The organism is Longitalea arenae (assembly GCF_016924755.1).
In the GTDB taxonomy this organism is placed as follows: Bacteria; Bacteroidota; Bacteroidia; order Chitinophagales; family Chitinophagaceae; genus Niastella; species Niastella arenae.
This window is the reverse complement of the sequence record NZ_JAFFJX010000001.1, coordinates 135,645-150,230: the sequence shown is the minus strand read 5'-3', so window position 1 is coordinate 150,230 and position 14,586 is coordinate 135,645. Positions and strand designations below refer to the sequence as shown.

General features: G+C 45.8%; 13 protein-coding genes. 1 reads left to right on the top strand and 12 read right to left on the bottom strand.

Annotation, left to right across the window (positions count from 1 at the left end):
- Positions 1–712: 712 nt before the first annotated feature.
- The 11 genes from JT717_RS00685 to JT717_RS00635 form a co-directional block, all read right to left on the bottom strand.
- Positions 713–1,459, bottom strand: a complete 747-nt coding sequence (locus JT717_RS00685; protein WP_205508180.1) for a 2-phosphosulfolactate phosphatase — start codon at positions 1,457–1,459, stop codon at positions 713–715.
- Positions 1,460–1,611: 152 nt separating this feature from the next.
- Positions 1,612–2,094 carry an SRPBCC family protein gene (locus JT717_RS00680; RefSeq protein WP_205508179.1) on the bottom strand — a complete coding sequence of 161 codons (483 nt, stop codon included), beginning with the start codon at positions 2,092–2,094 and terminating at the stop codon, positions 1,612–1,614.
- A gap of 215 nt (positions 2,095–2,309) precedes the next feature.
- Entirely contained in the window at positions 2,310–3,395 is a 1,086-nt protein-coding gene (gene gcvT / locus JT717_RS00675) for a glycine cleavage system aminomethyltransferase GcvT (protein ID WP_205508177.1), read from the bottom strand.
- A gap of 456 nt (positions 3,396–3,851) precedes the next feature.
- The gene (locus JT717_RS00670) at positions 3,852–6,122 is read right to left on the bottom strand and encodes a PspC domain-containing protein (protein ID WP_205508175.1); all 2,271 of its coding nucleotides are present in this window, start codon (positions 6,120–6,122) and stop codon (positions 3,852–3,854) included.
- A gap of 27 nt (positions 6,123–6,149) precedes the next feature.
- Positions 6,150–6,560: a PadR family transcriptional regulator gene (locus tag JT717_RS00665; protein WP_205508173.1), complete on the bottom strand. Its 411-nt coding sequence runs from the start codon at positions 6,558–6,560 to the stop codon at positions 6,150–6,152.
- Between the two features lie 2 nt (positions 6,561–6,562).
- Positions 6,563–6,874: a hypothetical protein gene (locus JT717_RS00660; protein WP_205508172.1), complete on the bottom strand. Its 312-nt coding sequence runs from the start codon at positions 6,872–6,874 to the stop codon at positions 6,563–6,565.
- A gap of 545 nt (positions 6,875–7,419) precedes the next feature.
- Positions 7,420–8,820, bottom strand: a complete 1,401-nt coding sequence (locus tag JT717_RS00655) for a COG3014 family protein (RefSeq protein ID WP_240347765.1) — start codon at positions 8,818–8,820, stop codon at positions 7,420–7,422.
- Positions 8,821–8,879: 59 nt separating this feature from the next.
- Positions 8,880–9,467 (bottom strand): penicillin-binding protein activator LpoB, encoded by a 588-nt coding sequence (locus tag JT717_RS00650; RefSeq protein ID WP_205508170.1) that lies wholly within the window; start codon positions 9,465–9,467, stop codon positions 8,880–8,882.
- Between the two features lie 111 nt (positions 9,468–9,578).
- Positions 9,579–10,061 (bottom strand): hypothetical protein, encoded by a 483-nt coding sequence (locus JT717_RS00645; protein ID WP_205508169.1) that lies wholly within the window; start codon positions 10,059–10,061, stop codon positions 9,579–9,581.
- 163 nt (positions 10,062–10,224) lie between these two features.
- Positions 10,225–11,169, bottom strand: a complete 945-nt coding sequence (locus tag JT717_RS00640) for an isopenicillin N synthase family dioxygenase (protein ID WP_205508166.1) — start codon at positions 11,167–11,169, stop codon at positions 10,225–10,227.
- A gap of 172 nt (positions 11,170–11,341) precedes the next feature.
- Positions 11,342–11,893: an ExbD/TolR family protein gene (locus JT717_RS00635; RefSeq protein ID WP_205508165.1), complete on the bottom strand. Its 552-nt coding sequence runs from the start codon at positions 11,891–11,893 to the stop codon at positions 11,342–11,344.
- Positions 11,894–12,029: 136 nt separating this feature from the next.
- Between JT717_RS00635 and JT717_RS00630 the strand changes: the two genes are divergently transcribed.
- A complete protein-coding gene (locus JT717_RS00630) occupies positions 12,030–12,869 on the top strand; it encodes a universal stress protein (protein WP_205508163.1) in 840 nt (279 codons plus the stop codon).
- Positions 12,870–12,936: 67 nt separating this feature from the next.
- On the opposite strand, the gene asnS is transcribed toward JT717_RS00630, so the two are convergent.
- Positions 12,937–14,373 (bottom strand): asparagine--tRNA ligase, encoded by a 1,437-nt coding sequence (gene asnS / locus JT717_RS00625; RefSeq protein ID WP_205508162.1) that lies wholly within the window; start codon positions 14,371–14,373, stop codon positions 12,937–12,939.
- Between the last annotated feature and the right edge of the window lie 213 nt (positions 14,374–14,586).

The window sequence follows — 14,586 nt, the reverse complement described above, 5'->3', positions numbered from 1 at the left end:
TTGCATATATTCAGGGCTCATGGGCTACTTTTTCTTGCCGGCCAGGTCCTCCTTGTTCTTTTCTCTTCGCTGCGGCACCTTTAAATGATATGATCTACAACCAGGCTTTTTGAGGAATATGCAAATTCGATTCCAGCCTATTTTGAATTTGCTTCCACAAATATTATAAAAAATTATTTACATAATAATCAACCGGTTGCTTTTAAGGCATATTTTTTATGGCATGGTTCACCAATAGCCATAAACAGCAACTCCGCAGCTGCGCAATGCGGCCATTATAGCTGTGTATAATTTATTGCTAAAGATCAATAAAGGCATACCACAGGTAAGGGCTTACTCTTATAAGCGAGGCCGTTTTATACAGCTGCCGTATTCTCATTGACGTTGCATGTTCCATCAACAATGAAACGAAGCAAAAGAAGACCAGCAAAGCCTGCTATAGTCCGTTAACAAACGAATAACCATGAAGGTTAAGTGAACCAGCATTTATCAACAGCTATATACAGCCGCTTTCCATTTTTTTATAGTAAAGAGAACGATGAACCAGAAGTGCTGAAAAAGAGATCCCTGTGCAAATAACGCACAGGGATCTGAATTAGTTTATTAAAGGAAAGCTAAAATCTTCAATTCTACAATTTCCGCTTCTTTTTGCCTGCCGGCTTAAGCGGGCCTTGCAAGCCGAAGCTGGCAGGCATAGCCTCTTATCTACTGCTTATTGCTCTATTGAATTATGCACCACCAGTTTGCCTTCTTCATAAAAAGGCAGCACATTCGCGATATCCGGCGTAAGGCAATACCGGATATCTTTCTCCAGCCCGAAATTAGTTAGCCGCTGGTAATGGGTTGCGTTTTTTTCTTTTATGAAGCCGTACATGTCGCTTTTTGCGTTGCGGTACAACGTCTCCGCAATACCTGAACTGTCGCAGTTGATGGTAAAATGATCTTTAACCTGGTGAATCACCGCCCCGGCGAATAACATATCTTCCATATTCACCCTGTCTTTCCAGGCGGCGCAACCCAGTAATACCGGTTGCTGTTGCTGTATCAGATAATCACACACGGCCGACAGGTTGGGAAAAGAACCGGTGATGATATGGCCGGCGCCGCGCTCCAATGCCATATGCAATAATTTAGTGCCATTGGTAGTGGTTAACACCAGGGTTTTACCACCGATAAATTCTTTGGAATATTCAAAGGGTGAATTGCCATATTCCAGGCCCTCGGCAATTTTACCATCCCGCTCCCCCGCCGTGATCGCTTCAATTTTCCTGCCCAGTTCAATACACTTGGCTACGCTGTCGACAGGGATAATACATTTGGCGCCATTATACAGGGCGGTAGCAATGGTTGATGTGGCGCGAAAGACATCAATGATCACTACTATTGTATGGTTGATATCGTAAAGATCAAGTAAGGCAGGAGACGGAGATGTGTATAGAGTCGGTTTGCTGTTTGACATAGTTAAATTAAACCGCAAAAATACTTAAATCAATTGGCAATGGACAATTGGCAATTGGCAAAATTTTACGGGTATAGAATGCTTCATTTGCAAACGCTTTCTTATTTATCGGCGGTCGATCGTTTGCCTACTGTCTGTTGTTATTTCCCGGGCTATTGGGTTTTGTCGAGCACGTGTTGCCATTTGTTGCTTTCAGCATATTCTTTGATCAACTGGTTCCGTTGTTCCAACAGTTTCTCGAGATAGCCCGTGAGGTAAATACCGCCAATAAATTTGCCCAATCCACCATAAGGCGCTTCATAGTTGAAGATATCGATCATCAGTGTGCCGTTCTCTATTGCCTTGAAATGATGTTCATGCTTCATCTTTTTAAAATCGCCTTTTTTCATTTCGTCGGTAAAGGAGAATGGTCTTTCCATGGAAGTGATCTGCACCTGCAACACCCTGGTCTTCATCAGGTGTTTGGCTTTCCAGGTCACCGTTTCATTGAGGTTTATCAGTCCCATGACGGTTCCGGCTACAGCCTGTTCGCGGTAATTGGCCATTGATTTCTTATGCAGTTCTATGCTACGGCTCAGATCAAAAACCCTTTCAATAGGTGCGGCAATAAAGGTTGTTAAATGGATAATAGGCATATAGGGACGTACATATTTAAAAAACCTGCCCTCCTTGCAGCAAGAAGTACGCCAAGTGTATGAATACTGGTTACAGGTTTCAGGTTACATCTTACAAGAACCCATATTCGGGAACCCTGTAATATGTCAGCGTATTGAGTGGCTATAACCTGCTACCTGTAACTTGTAACTGGCTTTGGGCTGATTAAGAAGTAACCAGGTACCCCTTATTCGATTTAAACAAAGGGAAACTTCACCACTTTTGCTTTCAACAGTTTGTCCCGCACGCCGATGAAAATCTCCGAATCCAGGGCAGCATGGTTAAGATCAACATAACCCATGCCGATGGCTTTTTGCAAACTGGGCGCCTGGGTGCCGGAGGTAACAAATCCTATTTTATTGCCCGAGGCATCTTTAATGTCGTAGTGGTGGCGGGGAATACCTTTGTCAACCATTTCGAAGCCAACCAGTTTACGGGTAATACCGGCCGCCTTTTGTTTTTCCAGAATGGCACGGGCCGTAAAATCCTTCGTGAACTTGGTGATCCAGCCCAGGCCCGCTTCCAATGGCGAAGTGGTATCATCAATGTCGTTTCCATACAGGCAGAAACCCATTTCAAGCCTTAAGGTATCGCGGGCGCCCAAACCAATGGGTTTTAAACCCTGCGGTGCTCCCAGGTTAAAGATGGCATCCCATACCTTTTCAGCACTGCCATCCTTGTCTTCAAAATAGATTTCCACCCCGCCGGCGCCGGTATAACCGGTAGCGCTGATCAATACGTTATCAACGCCGGCAAATTTGCCTTTGGCGAATGTGTAGTATTTTAAATTAAGTATATCTATATCGGTAAGCGGTTGCAGCAATTTGGTAGCGTTAGGGCCCTGGATGGCCAGCAGGCAGGTTTTATCGGAGATGTTATGCATCTCCACGTTTTTGTCGTTGAACCGGGAGATCCAGTTCCAGTCTTTTTCTATGTTGCTGGCATTTACCACCAGCATATACACTTTATTTTCCTCGATGCAATACACCAGCAGATCGTCTACAATACCACCCTCTTCATTGGGCAAACAGCTGTACTGGGCTTTGCCGGCGGTTAATTTGGAAGCATCGTTGGAGGTGACGCGTTGAATAAGGTCCAATGCATGTTCTCCTTTCAGAATGAACTCGCCCATATGGCTTACGTCAAAAACGCCGGCATTGTTTCTAACAGCAGCATGTTCATCATTGATACCACTATAGGAGATGGGCATATTGTACCCGGCAAATTCAGCCATTTTAGCCCCAAGGGCAATGTGCTTCTGCGTAAAAGGCGTGTTCTTCATACAGTTTATGTAGTTTTTGTTAGGCCGCAAAAATAAGGGAATAAGGCTTAGAGGAAAGGCATAGCGGAATAAAGCAACAAGGCAACGAGAAAACCCTCGAGGGGGTATAAAAGCGATAAGGCGACGAGATGGCCGGATCCAGGGCCTTTTCCCCTTTTTGCCTGGCCGGCTTTTTTACTTTGCCATTCCTGTGGCCTCGCTGCCTTGCCCCTGCGCTTTTATGCCTCGTTGCCTTTGTGGTTTTATGCCTGGCCCGGCTTCTTCGTTGCCGCTCATTGCCTTCATGCGTTTTTGCCTTTATGGCTGGTTGCCTTTGTGCCTTTGTGCCTTCTGCCCTTAAATAAAAAGGGCCCTCAAAAGGGCCCCTGTTGTTCCAACTTCAACCCCGCCTGCTTCCGGCTACCGGATAACAGGGCGGCGGGGAGGTCTATTGTATCTTTTTCATGGCTGGTGCTCTCAGGCATTTACTTTATAACTGGCGAACCGTGTCGAAAACAAAGTGGCCGGTTCTTCTTCATTCATAGCAGCGCTCGCGCTGGACGAAGCGGCGTTCTTAACTGGCGTAGAATCAGCTTTCTTTTCAGGAGCCTGCCTGCGGTAACGATAACCACTGGTAGTGTCCACAACCGGGTTATCATCGTTTCTCCGGTTACGGCGGTCCCTTCTCTCTTCTCTCTTTATACGCTCCTCTACATTGTCTTCATCGCTGCGGTTTTCCCGCTCTTTATATTCTCCTCTTTGTAGGGCTTCCGGGTCGAGCTTATCCACTTGCTTGGGGCCATCGGGCGTCATGATATATTCTTTACCTGCTTCCACCCAATAGGTGCGGTCCCAGTTATCTTCAATATCGAAACCACCGCGGTGATTATAACGCACTTCAAACCAGTCGTATCTTGAAATGCTTTTGTCAAGGAAGAATCTTTTACCAACCGGTACCTGTAAGATCAGCAATACCTGCTGATTGCGCCAACGTTCATTTTTACTGATGGAAAATCCTTTGGGCAGGTATAAAACGCTGTCCAGCTGATACGTTTGAAAATTGATCTTTTCTGCAATGTTCCTCGCCACCACCGGGTTCTTGCCGCGGCTGAATTTAACTTTTGTCAGCTGAAAATTGTTGTCATTACTTTTCACTACATCAATGCGAACGGTATTGAGCATAATGCTGTCGAGATTGGCGCCGAATAAAGGAGCATCGCCATCCCAGTCGAACCAGTCATTGCTGTAATAGCGGTAGTTGATATTACTGGTAGTCACATCCAGGTACAGTTTATTGTTGGCAGGTTGCATAAGAGCCACATTCTCTTCAACAAAATTCCTCGACTTAAAACTGCGGATCACCGAACCGGTAAGCATGGCGGCGCTTACAATACCAACAAACCATAAAGTGCCGAATACATACCCGAGGTAATGATTTTTAGAACGCACACCCATGATGCGGCGGATGAGCCAGGTGATCAATGCTACTACCGGCACACCCAGGAATAATATTACAGATACCCAGGCCAGTGAATTCTGCCAGAACCCTTCGAGCAGGAATTCTTTGAAGGACATCACGGGCACGCCCCCGAAAAGCAATCCCATCAAAGCACCGAACAGGGCCAGGGCCACAATACCAACAACAAACAGGAAGAAAGCTTTGAATAATACGCCAATGATATGAGCGATACCGCTGCCGGCACTTCGGGCCGTGGTAGACGCTTCCGTTGTAAAGGTCTTCACCCTTTCACTCTGGCTGAATTGCCTGGCACGGTCGCCAAATTGCTGGGCAGTTTGTTTAACTTCGTTTCCCCAGTTCTGCGCTCTTGATCTGAAACTCTCCAGGTCTTCTTTTACGGTATCACGAATAGAGTTCAGATCGACCCGCTCCCCCCGCATTTCCAATTTTTCGGCGGCGGTAACGGCAATAGGCACTGCAATCCACAAAACAATATAACTCACAAACAAAGTGCTGCCTAAGGAGCCGGTCACCACGCGTGGACCGATCCAGAAATCTATATCACCCCACCACCAGTTAAAAGGGCCAGACAATAACCCGATGATCAGCGGCAATGCGAAGATCAGGCGCGGCACCCAGGTGCTGATATTGAAATAAGCAGCCAAACCACCACACACACCTGCAATTACCTTATCATCGCTGCTCCTGTATAATCTTTTTGTAATATTTGATTGTATAGACTGGGATGGAACGGCCACCCATAAGATGAGGTAAACAAGCACCCCGGTTCCTCCTGTGAAAAGCAACACCACGAAAATGATGCGCATGATCACGGGATCAATATTGAAGTAATTGGCCAAACCGCTACATACACCGGCAATTATTTTATCATCTGCATTACGTACCAGGCGGCCGCGGGTAACATAATTAGGTCCCTGGCTGGTTTGTGACTGTTGAGAAGAACTTTGCTGCTGGCCGGCGCTGGCTCCGGTGGGCTGGCTGCCGCCGTTAATGTTTGTACCTGTCTCGGCTTCAAAGTCTTCCGGGCGGCCCATGCTGGTCATCACGGCGTGCACATCTTCATCGGTAATGCAGGTAACATCTTTCTTCAATCTTTCTGAAAACAGTTCGGCAATACGGCTTTCGATGTCATTGATAATTTCATCACGGCCTTCCTCATTTGCAAAATACCTTCGCAAGCTATCGATGTATTGCTTTAATATTTCAAAAGCAGTCTCCTCTATAGGAATCACCCTGCCCTGGAAATTTATATTTATAACCTTTTTCATGGTGTGTAGTGTTTGTTGGTTGAAGTTTTAAGTGTTGGGTTGGGTTGTTTCGCTTGGATATGTGGAACTTTCTGTTGTGTTATTCGAATTGACTGATGAGGTCAGCGATTCGCGTTTACTGGCCAGCGTATTTACAGCATTGGCCAGCTCATTCCAGGTTGTTTCCAGTTCTTTAAAGAACTCTTCGCCTTTGGGTGTAAGGGAAAAGTATTTGCGGGGAGGGCCCGAATTACTCTCAACCCATCGGTAGGTGAGCATTTCTGCATTCTTTAACCGGGTTAACAAAGGGTAAAGGGTACCCTCCAGGATCTGGAGATTGGCACCTCTCATTTCATCCACAATATCACTCGGGTAAGCTTCCCCGCGGCGAATGATTGAGAGAATGCAAAACTCCAGGATCCCTTTCCGCATCTGACTTTGGGTGTTCTCGATATTCATGGCTATTCTTTTTCTGACAGGCAGATGGCCTGTTTTATGTTGCTGTTATTTGAATTGTTAATGACTATCATGGGCTCTGCTTTAATGATCTGGTATAAACCTGATAATTGAAAAATATGCTCCAGGGGCATGGCCGGCCGTTGCCCTTTAATGGTTATCGCATTATCCTTTTCTTCGGCCATCAATACTACCCTCTTTCCGTTGCCTTTTTTATCTGCCCAGTTATATGGTTTACCACCGAAGATCACCACTTCGGCCGGACTGCCCTTCTGGTGGCTGCTGTCGATACCCAGCGTAAAAAGGGCGAGAAACATGGCTATAATAATTGCGATTGGCATGGCTGTTTGTGAAGCCGGGTTTATTTCCCTTTCACAATACAAATATAGGGAGGATTTTAGTACTATGCAACACATAGTACCAACTTAATTATGGTAATATCCATTCAATGCTAATCAGCTTAACCAGTGATTACTGATTTACAATCAGTTACATACTAAACTGTCTGCGGCAAAATAATAATGATTGGATGAATGGCAGAAAAATGCGGATAAATGGGCAAAAGTCTCGATCAGAAAGCTTAATTCTCAAATAAATCAGGGGACTATCGAATCGCAACCGCGGCCGGTCCGGAAGCTGCAACCGGGGCAATAAGCTGATCTTACGTGGACATAACAGGGGGGACCTCACATCGATCGTAAAGGAGCTTCACAGGAAGTGTGCCCCTGCCAGCTCCTGGTCAGCCGCTTGTTAAGTCCTCATCAGGCCTTGTTGATTCTTCTATCAGTCCTAATTAAAAACGAGAGCGGATAAACCGCCTTTTAAAGGCCGTTTATCCGCTCCAATATTGATTTTCAGTAAATTAACGAAGGGTGCACACATTTTGCACCTGCAGGCGCCCATTCCCCTCGACTTTCAGATCGAGCGACCTGGTTTGCTGATCCTGGCCGGTGAAATTTATTTTCAACTCATTCGTGCCGGGCTTCAGTGGTATCCTGGTATATAATATTGTGTGCGGCAAACTCTGCCAGTTGCGGGTATCGGCTTTTTCTGAAACGAAATTGAAGACCTGTATAGCCGCCGCCATGGCTTCTTTTTCATTCTTGTTCTTATCGTCTTTTTTCGGCCGCGCCGCTGCTTCTGCCAGCTTTTTAATGGCCAGCCGGCTCAGGGTTTTAGCCATATCTTTCAAGAACCGTTCTTTCAGCGTGGCAAAAGCAAGGTCATTGATATTCTCCGCTTTTTCAAACTGGAACTGCGCATTATTAACAGTGACCGTACCCTGGGTATAATAAACCGGTTGCTCGAGGTATTTTGGAAAAGCAACCCGCAAAGAGCGGATGTCGGATGCTTTAATATCATCCTTCTTAAGGCTGCTATTTAAAATAAAGGGCACTTGCAGTGAGCCGGTAGCGTCGGTGAACATAAAATTACCGACCGCGTCCTTGGTGAGGGAAAAGAAGAAATTCTGCTCCTGCTTAACAGGGGCCAGGCCATTTTCCCAGAAGAGCACCAATTCACCGCCCCCGGCATTGGCCGCAGCTTGTAAAGAAGTATTCAGCAGCTTTGAATAGCGCTGCACTTCATCTAAAAAACCATTGGCCGCCGCGGTACGTAGTAGATCCTGTTTCAATTGCTCAGGCAGGTGAACGCCATACCAGTTATTATCATTCTTTAAAAATATATCCACTGCATTCCGGTAAGCGATAAAAGCATTGTTCATATCGCCGCTCTGCTCATATATGATGCCTTGCAGCATGAGCGAAAAAGCATCATCTGAATACCGGTTGTCTTTATTGCCGGTCTTATCCTGCTGCGCATAACTGCGCAGGGAGATCCGCCGGGCTTCTACCAGCGCTTCATTGCTCTGCCCAAGTCCCAGGTAATTCAGCGACTTGTAATAATGCACCATGAACTTCTCAAAATCTTCGCCTTTGTAGGTTTCCATCATGGGGTTCAGCAGGGTGCCGAGCGCTATATCCTGTACCGAAGTGCGGGCATCTTCGATGAAAAGATCCGCTTCGTTAAAGAACAGGTTGCTGCTATCATATTGTTTCAGCAGATGGGCCATTTTACCTTTTTCGAAAAGGTAGAGCAGGCGGTTGCGTTTACGCAGCAGCAGTTTGTTCTGATCAATGGACTGATAAGCTTTATCGAACTGGTTATTTACCACCTGATCGTAATAACTGCCAATGCGATTATTGTAGGTTGCGCAGGAGTTTAACAAGAGCATTGGACATACAATGGCCAATGCTCTTATCATATGTTTTACTGATAAAACCATGCCGGTGATAATTGCAGGTTATCTGCTGTTGAAGTCAATTAGTTTTTCACAAATTTGGCAATCTTCTTATCCCCTATCCATACCACTTCATTGCTTTGAATGTTGGTGAGCTCCAGATCGATCTGGTAGTAAACTACTTTCTTGCGTTTTTGAGAATCAACGATGGAGTTGATAGAACCTTGCAGAATATAATCGGCGCCTTGTTCAAGGCCAAACTTTTTCATGCTTGAAGCAGAAGCATTGGTCTGCTGGTCGGCTTTTTCAGCACGCAGCTCATCTCTTTTTTTACCGCCCTGTACCAAACGCACTCTGCCTGATTTAATAAAAGATTGCTCTACATCCTTCACAAAGGTTTCAGCCTCGATATGCTCATGGCTTTTATTGGTAACGAAGCCAACGATAACTACCGGTTTTTGTCCGCCATGCGCTTCCTGGTGATCGCCTAACCATCTTTCTCTTAACACGGTCTCTATCATTTGTTCTGCTACCAGGCGCGAATCGGTATTGTTCCAGCGGCCGCTGAGGTCAACCTGTTCCTGTGGGTCAATACGGGTAACTTTATGTGAACAGGACAAACTCATACCGGCTACAACCAGGGCCATAACGGCCAGATAAACTCTTTTCATTTTGCTTATTTTAAAAGGGAAGATTGACTATTTATTGAGTTGATTTTTTTTCGGCGTGCAATTTACAGGGGATTGCGCATTCCGTTCATACAATTACACGGGCGGAATATATTACCGGGTCAATAACCAGCCTACTGTTGCGGCTGTTGCGGCCAGCGGCACGAGATTCCAGTAATTACGGTTCCAACCGGGGCGGTAAACGCGATAGGGGTGATAGTAATAGCCATAATTACGGGAATATACCGGGTAGTAGTAACCATAACCACGCGAATAACCAGGGTAGTTATAGCCATACTCGTTATAGTACCAGCCGTAACCGTTGCGGGCTCTTTCCATACGCAATTCGCGCCTGAAAGCGCGGCGTTGCTCCCGGGCGGCCTGCCTGTCGGCCATCCAGTCAATGGCTTTATATGTTTCCTGGGGAGTAGTGCCGTGCCAGCTGTTGATTGAATCAGCCATGCTTACATATTTTGCCTGGCTCACCATGTAATCGGGATTCTGATCGGGGGCAAGGGTGGTTTGCGACATACCCCACGTGGCTATGAGTATAGCCAGCGAAAGCAGTAACAAGTTATAGCGTACAGTTCTTTTCATTTGATAGGTGTTTAAAGTGATGTATTATTAACGAAAAAGCTTATGTTTTAATTATTCCGGCGCCTGTTTGAATAACTAATTTTCATGAGACTAAAATAATCAGCAATCTGTTAAGCAGGGGTTAAATAAAAAGCCCCGATGTACGGGGCTCTTAATCAGATATTTATTTTTTCAGACCAATTTCCCTTAATCGTTCATCGAGATATTCACCGGCAGTAGCATCCGGAAAAGACTTCGGATGTTTGTCATCGATACAACTATCAAGACAAGCTAAGCTCATATCGCTTTTCGGATGCAGGAAGAAAGGAATGGAATATCTCGAAGTATTCCACATTTCCCTTGGGGGATTTACGACCCTGTGCGTAGTAGATTTCAGTTTATTATTGGTAAGGCGTTGCAACATATCGCCCACATTCACCACGATCTGTTCGGGCAGGGAGGTTACCGGCACCCATTCATTTTGTTTGGTGAGGATCTGCAAGCCATCTGCCGATGCACCTACCAGTAAGGTGATTAAATTGATATCTTCATGTTGTTCGGCGCGGATGGCTGATTTTGGCTCCTCTGTAATGGGCGGATAGTGGATCGCCCGCAAAATGGAATTACCATTATGTATGTAGTTGTCGAAATAATGCTCATCAAGACCCAGGTACAAGGCGATGGCCTGTAATAAAGCCTTACCCGATTTTTCAAATGCCCGGTAGGCTCTGGTAAAAGTGGCATTGAACTCCGGTACATCACCCACCTGTACATTATCGGGATATTCACTTTTAATGGGGTCATTATCGTCAACGATCTGGCCGAACTGAAAGAACTCTTTCAGATCCGGTGCATCACTGCCTTTGGCATGTTCTTTACCGAAGGACGTATACCCACGCTGACCGGCCAGACCGGGTATTTCATATTTCTTTTTAGCATCGGCCGGCAGGGCGAAAAACTGTTGCACATACTTGTACAGATCGGCTATCAGCTCATCGGGAATACCATGATTTTTTACTGCTACAAAACCAACGTCTTCATACGCTTTACCCAGTTGATTAACGAATGCTTGCTTCAGCTGCGGGTCGCCTGATAAAAAATCGGCGAGATTAACTACAGGTATTGCCATAAAAATTAATTAATTCGGTTTACAATGAATTACCTCAAACGCGGCAGGACATACAATTTACAAAACAGTATATCCCCCACAAAATTTAAGGTATAATTTCTGGCAAAAGCTGTAAGTACTTCAGGTACGTCTGTCACAGTTAGCCGACCCCGACAAACGAAGCGGGGCGCACTTAGTTTTTGGAACTTTTATTAACGGCCAGCTCCTGTTCGTACGGTGAGATATCCATAATGGCATAACGTTTTACTCCGTTGATCAATACTTCATCCAACACATTGACCAGGTTTTCATAATTCGATTCAGGTGTTGGTTTTATCATTAATAAAAGCTCCTTGCGGTTACCGGGTTTTACCCGGTCGAGTGCGGCCTGTTTGTTCCTTACGATTTCCCCCAGGCCTTCACGTACCGAATAATTGGTAATGCCATAAGTGTTGTTTGTAAGCGCATCGCCTAATTCGCCATGATAATAAAATACTTTATTGTCTTTAAGCGGTATAACCGTGAGCGCATTACTTAAACCCACATTCATTGAGTCTTTGCTGTCTTTTGGCATGATCAGGTCCGTTACCCGCGGGTCAGACATGGTAGTGGTAAAAATGAAAAAAGTAATGAGCAAAAAACCAAGGTCAACCATGGGAGTTAAGTCAACCTTGGTGCTTAATTTTCTACTTCTGCGCACACCGGGTTTGTCTCCGGTTGCACCGGGGATGTTAATTTCAGCCATAACTATTTGGTTTGATTATAAGATGCAGTGGCACAATTTTTCCATATATAATGTTGTAAGTCAGAGAGCTGACTGACTGAGGTCAGGATTATAGTGAGAGAGCGATAGTACATTTAATCATCAAAAAAGAAAAAGCATGAAAACACTGGTAGTTCCTACCGATTTTTCGTCTGTCTCTGTCAATGCGCTCAATTATGCGGTTGACATGGCACAGGCCATTAATGCGGGTATAGTGTTACTGCATGTGTACAATGTACCGGTGACTTTTACAGACGTGCCTACCGCACCTGTAAACACTGTATCTGTTGAAGAAATGAAACGCACCGCTGAAGAGCGGCTGGAAGAGATAAAACGAAACCTGGTAACCACTACTTCGGGCAGCATTCAGGTATATTCGGAAGCGCGGCTGGGCGAAACCGTTGAAGAACTGGAACAGCTCTGCCGATCGGTAGAGCCTCTGGCCGTTGTTATGGGCAGCCACGGCGCTACAGGTCTCGAACGAATGATCATGGGCAGCACGACAATAACTGCCATGCGCCAGTTAAAATGCCCCGTCATTGTGGTACCTCCCGGTACTACTTACCATGGTATTAAAAAGATCGGACTTGCCTGTGATTTTGAAAATGTAGTTCAAACAATACCGGTAACCTATATCAGGAATATAGTTAAGGAGTTCGGGGCAGACCTGTATGTTTTAAATGTGCAGGATAAAGAAGATGAAGAACGGGAGTTGGCCGAACATACTCTGGATACAACTTATCTCGACGCAACGCTCGATGATGTTAAACCCATTTATGTTCCATTGACCGGTAAAGATGTGGTAGAAACTATTAATGTCTTTGCCGAACATAATAACCTCGACCTGGTAATGGTCATTCCCAAGAAGCACCGTTTCCTCGACCGGTTATTTCATAAGAGTCAAAGCCGTGAATTGATCGACCATGCACATATACCCATCGTTTCTATCCATGAATAGATCCCAAAGCAAAACGGTGGTCTCTGAAAAATCAGGGACCACCGTTTTTTTATAGCTGGCGAAGATCTTAGAACTCAGCGTTCTTGGGCGTTCTTGGGAAAGCGATCACATCGCGGATATTGGTCATGCCGGTCACAAACAATACCATGCGTTCGAAACCCAGTCCAAACCCCGCATGTGGAACAGAACCGAAACGGCGGGTATCGAGGTACCACCACATTTCTTCAACAGGGATATGCATTTCCTTCATTCGTTCAGTAAGTCTTTCCAGGCGTTCCTCCCTTTGTGAGCCGCCTACTATTTCACCAATACCCGGCGCCAGGATATCCATAGCGGCTACGGTTTTACCATCGTCGTTCTGGCGCATGTAAAATGCCTTGATCTCTTTGGGATAGTTGGTAACGATCACCGGTTTCTTAAAATGCTTTTCTACCAGGTAACGCTCATGCTCACTTTGCATATCGATGCCCCATTTCACTTCGTACTGGAATTTCTTCTTCTTGTACGCGGGTGAGTTGAGTAAGATATCGATGGCCTCCGTATAAGTGATGCGCTCGAAATTATTGTTCATTACAAACTCCAGCTTTTCTATGAGGCCCATTTCGCTGCGTTTGTCCTGCGGCAGAGCTTTTTCTTCTTCAGCCAGGCGTTGGGCCAGGAAATCCAGGTCTTCGCGATTATGTTCCATAGCATACCGGATGATGTATTTAATGAACTCTTCTGCCAGGTTCATATTGTCTTCTAGATCGTAAAAGGCCATTTCTGGCTCTATCATCCAGAACTCGGCGAGGTGGCGCGCGGTATTGGAGTTTTCAGCCCGGAAAGTGGGCCCGAATGTATAGATCTCACTAAAGGCCATGGCAGCAAGTTCCCCTTCCAGCTGACCGCTCACGGTCAGGTTGGTGCTGCGGCCAAAGAAATCTTCTTTAAAGTTTATAGAACCATCTTCGTTGCGGGGCGGATTGTCGAACGGCAGGGTGGTTACGCGGAACATTTCACCAGCGCCTTCTGCATCGCTGGCGGTAACGATGGGGGTATGAATGTATACAAAACCCTTTTCGTTAAAGAACTGGTGAATGGCAAAAGCCAGTGCATGGCGCACCCGGAATACGGCGCCAAACGTATTGGTACGAAAACGCAGGTGGGCGATCTCGCGTAAGAACTCGAGACTGTGTTTTTTAGGTTGCAGGGGGAATTTCTCTGCATCGCTATCGCCTAATATTTCAAGCGACCTGGCTTTGATCTCCATTTTCTGGCCCTTGCCCAAGGAAGGTACGGCTTCTCCGGTCACTTTTAAAGAAGCGCCGGTAGTGATGCGTTTGAGGGTATTTTCGTCCAACATGCCCAGCTCAACTACTATCTGCAGATTATTATTCGTACTGCCGTCGTTCAGTGCTATAAACTGGTTGTTACGAAAAGTACGTACCCAACCCATTACTGTTACTTCCTGACCGGTAGCCTCACTGGCCAGCAGATCTTTAACTTTTACCCGTTTGTTGAACATATCCTATAAGTTTTTAAGGTTCCCTGGCAGCTTTGGCGCCGAAGGACGGCAAAGATAAGTATTGGCCGAAGTTTGGGAGATGAAATAAAACGTATAAAAAATAATTGAACCCCTAATGAATGTTAGGTAGTTATTGCCACCGCACAAAACCTGCGGGGCGCGGGGAAAACGGTGAGGGCTGGCAGTGATGACTGTTGATCGGGAACCGGGAAC

Coding starts and splice junctions, on each gene's coding strand:
- JT717_RS00685 (WP_205508180.1), bottom strand. CDS start 1,459: ATGTCAAACAGCAAACCGACTCTATACACATCTCCGTCTCCTGCCTTA.
- JT717_RS00680 (WP_205508179.1), bottom strand. CDS start 2,094: ATGCCTATTATCCATTTAACAACCTTTATTGCCGCACCTATTGAAAGG.
- gcvT (WP_205508177.1), bottom strand. CDS start 3,395: ATGAAGAACACGCCTTTTACGCAGAAGCACATTGCCCTTGGGGCTAAA.
- JT717_RS00670 (WP_205508175.1), bottom strand. CDS start 6,122: ATGAAAAAGGTTATAAATATAAATTTCCAGGGCAGGGTGATTCCTATA.
- JT717_RS00665 (WP_205508173.1), bottom strand. CDS start 6,560: ATGAATATCGAGAACACCCAAAGTCAGATGCGGAAAGGGATCCTGGAG.
- JT717_RS00660 (WP_205508172.1), bottom strand. CDS start 6,874: ATGTTTCTCGCCCTTTTTACGCTGGGTATCGACAGCAGCCACCAGAAG.
- JT717_RS00655 (WP_240347765.1), bottom strand. CDS start 8,820: ATGATAAGAGCATTGGCCATTGTATGTCCAATGCTCTTGTTAAACTCC.
- JT717_RS00650 (WP_205508170.1), bottom strand. CDS start 9,467: ATGAAAAGAGTTTATCTGGCCGTTATGGCCCTGGTTGTAGCCGGTATG.
- JT717_RS00645 (WP_205508169.1), bottom strand. CDS start 10,061: ATGAAAAGAACTGTACGCTATAACTTGTTACTGCTTTCGCTGGCTATA.
- JT717_RS00640 (WP_205508166.1), bottom strand. CDS start 11,169: ATGGCAATACCTGTAGTTAATCTCGCCGATTTTTTATCAGGCGACCCG.
- JT717_RS00635 (WP_205508165.1), bottom strand. CDS start 11,893: ATGGCTGAAATTAACATCCCCGGTGCAACCGGAGACAAACCCGGTGTG.
- JT717_RS00630 (WP_205508163.1), top strand. CDS start 12,030: ATGAAAACACTGGTAGTTCCTACCGATTTTTCGTCTGTCTCTGTCAAT.
- asnS (WP_205508162.1), bottom strand. CDS start 14,373: ATGTTCAACAAACGGGTAAAAGTTAAAGATCTGCTGGCCAGTGAGGCT.